General features: G+C 62.7%; 3 protein-coding genes. All 3 read right to left on the bottom strand.

What is annotated here, in order from left to right:
* On the bottom strand, window positions 1-1,437 hold a 1,437-nt coding region (gene fliF, locus EN994_RS22960; RefSeq protein ID WP_127307827.1), incomplete at its 3' end, for a flagellar basal-body MS-ring/collar protein FliF.
* Between the two features lie 134 nt (window positions 1,438-1,571).
* Complete coding sequence (locus EN994_RS22955) at window positions 1,572-2,636, bottom strand: flagellin (RefSeq protein WP_027161432.1); 1,065 nt, start codon at window positions 2,634-2,636, stop codon at window positions 1,572-1,574.
* Between the two features lie 267 nt (window positions 2,637-2,903).
* Window positions 2,904-3,511 (bottom strand): flagellin (locus EN994_RS36280; protein WP_281060193.1); only part of this gene is annotated, 608 nt, incomplete at its 5' end.

Raw genomic sequence — 3,511 nt, 5'->3', positions numbered from 1 at the left:
GCGCTGGACGTCGTCGAAGCTGGGACCTGCCAGGGCTGGAGCAGCCTTTGCCGTCAGCGCCGCGGCCATCGGCCTCAGGCCGAAGAAGGCCACCAGGAACACCACGACGATGAAGGCACCTGCATTGATCATCGTGCCGGCATGCTGGCCGATCGAATCGAGCATTCCCGCCTGCGGGATCGCCTCGCCATCCAGGCCATCGATGAACTCGACCGCCGAGACGTCGATGATGTCGCCGCGCTTTTCATCCAGGCCGGTGGCGGATGTGACCATCTTCTGGATCTCGGCGACGCGCTTGGCGATCTGCTCCGGTGTGGCGTCCTTGCCGAGGATGGTCGTCAGCCGCTGCTGGTTGACGACCACGGCAATCGACATCTTGGTGACGGTGTAGCCGTTGGAGACGGTGGCGATCTTCTTGGAATTGATCTCGTAGTTGGTGATCTCTTCCCTGCGGTCGTTCTGCGAGGAGGATTGCGGGCCATCGGTGGCGGTTGCCTGGGTCTCAGGCAGGTTCTGCTCGACGCTGGCCGGAGTGGAAGCCTGCTTCTGGTTGTTGTTCTCGTTGGCGCGCACCGACTGCACCGAGCGCTCGACGCGGGAATTCGGATCGAAGATGGTCTCTTCCGTCTGGCGGGTGTCGGTGTTGACCTCGGCCTTGACGCTGGCGCGGAAATTGTCGGGGCCGAGATAGGCCGTCAGCGCACGGCGGATGTTGTCTCCGATCTGCGCCTCGACGGTCTGCTCGACGCCGAGCGTGCGGGCGGCGCTGGTGTTTGAAGGGTCGTCGCCCGCAGCCAGCAGATTGCCGCTGGAATCGAGCACCGTCACCTTGTCGGCCGACAGGCCGGGGACGGCGGCGGCGACGAGATGGCGGATCGACATGGCGCTCTTTTCGGCGTCGATGCCGGCGTAGCGGATGACCACGGAGGCGGAAGGCTGCTGCTCGTCACGGCGGAAATTGGCGCGTTCGGACATGACGATGTGGACCCGCGCCGCCTTGATGCCCGATATCGACTGGATGGTGCGGGCGATCTCACCTTCAAGCGCGCGCACGCGGGTGATCTGCTGCATGAACGAGGTGAGGCCGAGCGAGCCGACATTGTCGAACAGTTCGTAGCCGGCATTGGCGCTGGTCGGCAGGCCCTTTTCGGCGAGCAGCATGCGCGCCTGGGCGGTGGTGCCGGCCGGCACCAGAACCGAGGTTCCGTCGGCGCCGACATCGAAGCCGATACCGGCTTCGCCGAGCACCAGGCCGATCTGGTTCACGTCGGCGCGGTCGAGCCCGACATAGAGCGTGTCGTAGGCGGGGCGGTTGAGATAGACCGAGGCGATGCCGATGACGCCCATCACCAGAACGGCGATGCCCGCCAGCATGGCGAGGCGCTTCACGCCAAACCCGCGGAGATTCGAGATGATGCTCTGGATCTGTTCCGGCACGGTTCGACGACTCCCAGCATGATTGTCCGCCGGAACTCTAGTCTTCGAAGCTTGTGCGAAAATGAAATCGGGCCGCGCTTGCGGCGCGGCCCGTCAGTTGGGATGCGAAAGGAGGGCGCCGGTGGCGCCCGCGATTAGTTCTTGAACAGCGACAGGATCGACTGCGAGGAGCTGTTGGCGATCGACAGTGCCTGGATGCCGAGCTGCTGCTGCACCTGCAGGGCCTGGAGGCGGGTCGATTCCTTGTTCATGTCGGCGTCGACGAGCTGGCCGACGCCGCGGTCGATGGAGTCCATCAGGCTCTGGGTGAAGGTCTTCTGCAGGTCGATCGAGCTCTTGGCCGAACCGATGATGGTGGCGGAATCAGTCAACTGGGCCATGACCTTGTCCATCATGGTGACCATCTGGGTGATGATGCCGTCGGTCACCCCTGGGGCCGTGATGTCGAGGTTGTAGGCGGAAATATTGTCGACCTTGGTGACCGCTCCCGCCGCCGTCTGGCCGGCAGTGTTCGCGGCGATATCCGTTCCTCCGCCCGCGATCACGCCAGCATAGGCGTTGTCATACAGGGTCTGGGCGGCGCCCGTGGAATAGATGGAGGTCTGGCGATCGAGGACGCCCTGGTTCTTGACCTCGGCGGCAAGGCCGTAGTCGAAAAGCTTGGTGCCCTCGACATTGATGTTGATCGTTCCGATCGAGACAGCGCCGGATGAAGAGCGATTGAATGAGGACACGATCTGCGAGTCGGGCTGGACGCCATCATTGGCGGCCGTGACCTGCTTGGAGGTCACCGCGAGGAAATTCGAGCCGGAGAAGGTGGCCGCATCGGCAAAGGACTTCATCTGCGTTTGAAGCGCCTTGATCTCGGTCTGGGTCTTCGCCTTGGCGGCATCCGTCTGGCCGACCATGGACAACACCTTGGTCTTGATCTGGCCGATCGTCGTCAGCACGTTGGTGATGCCGGTGTAGGCGGCATCGACTTTCGAGGCGCCGAGGCCGAGTGCATCCTGCACCGTCGACAGGGCCGAATTGTCCGAGCGCATGGTGGTGGCGATCGACCAATAGGCGGCGTTGTCCGAAGCCTGCGAGACCCGATAGCCGGTCGATATGCGGGCCTGTGTCTGTTCGAGCGACTTGTTGGTGGCGCTGAGGCTTTGAAGTGCGGTTAACGCCGAGGCGTTGGTCATGATGCTCGCCAAGAAAGTCGCTCCTTCTCAAAAGCCGACATGCTCAGACATGCCGGATGGGCCTGTTCAACGATTGGCATCGTGCCGTTCGGACCGATTCGCCAACTGTCGTAAGCTATTGGTTAACCATAACTAGCGCGGCATGGTTAACAGCCTGTTAAAAGCTGGCTTTTGAGAGTTAAGGATCGAGGATTGTGCGGGGCTGGAGCAAACGCAAATAGGGCCGCGCTTTTGGCGCGGCCCGAATTTCTAGTGCGAACTGTGGTTGAGCGGAGGCGATCAGCCGCGGAAGAGCGACAGGATCGACTGCGAGGAACCGTTGGCGATCGACAGCGCCTGCACGCCGAGCTGCTGCTGGACCTGCAGGGCCTGCAGACGGGTCGATTCCTTGTTCATGTCAGCATCGACGAGCTGGCCGACGCCGCGGTCGATGGAGTCCATCAGGTCCGAGGTGAAGGTCTTCTGCAGGTCGATACTGCTCTTGGCGGCGCCGAGCGTGGTGGCCGAGTTGGTCATATCGGCGAGCGCGGAGTCGATGACGGTCAGCATCTGCTTGATCTGCGAATCGCTGGCAGCCGTGCCACCCGAGAAGATGGAAAGCGAGGCGGCCGAATAGGTGTCGGTGGCCAGTGCAGCCGCCCCTAGAGCTGTCTGCGTGCCGGAGACCGCTGCGGCCACACTGCCGTCGCTGCCGAGGCGGTACGTGTCAAGGATGCCCTTCGCGAGGCCCGAGGTGGTACCAGCTTCATAGAGCTTGATGCTTTCCACCTTGACGTCGATGGTCGAGATCGAAGATGCGCCGGCCGCGTCACGGTTGAAGGCCGAAAGGATCTTCACATCGGCAGCCGTCGTGGCTGTTGAGCCGCTGTCTACGGACAGCATGTTGG

Source organism: Mesorhizobium sp. M7A.F.Ca.CA.002.09.1.1 (assembly GCF_003998555.1).
GTDB lineage: Bacteria > Pseudomonadota > Alphaproteobacteria > Rhizobiales > Rhizobiaceae > Mesorhizobium > Mesorhizobium ciceri.
The sequence above is the reverse complement of the archived record's forward strand: the minus strand, read 5'-3'. Positions and strand labels throughout refer to the sequence as shown.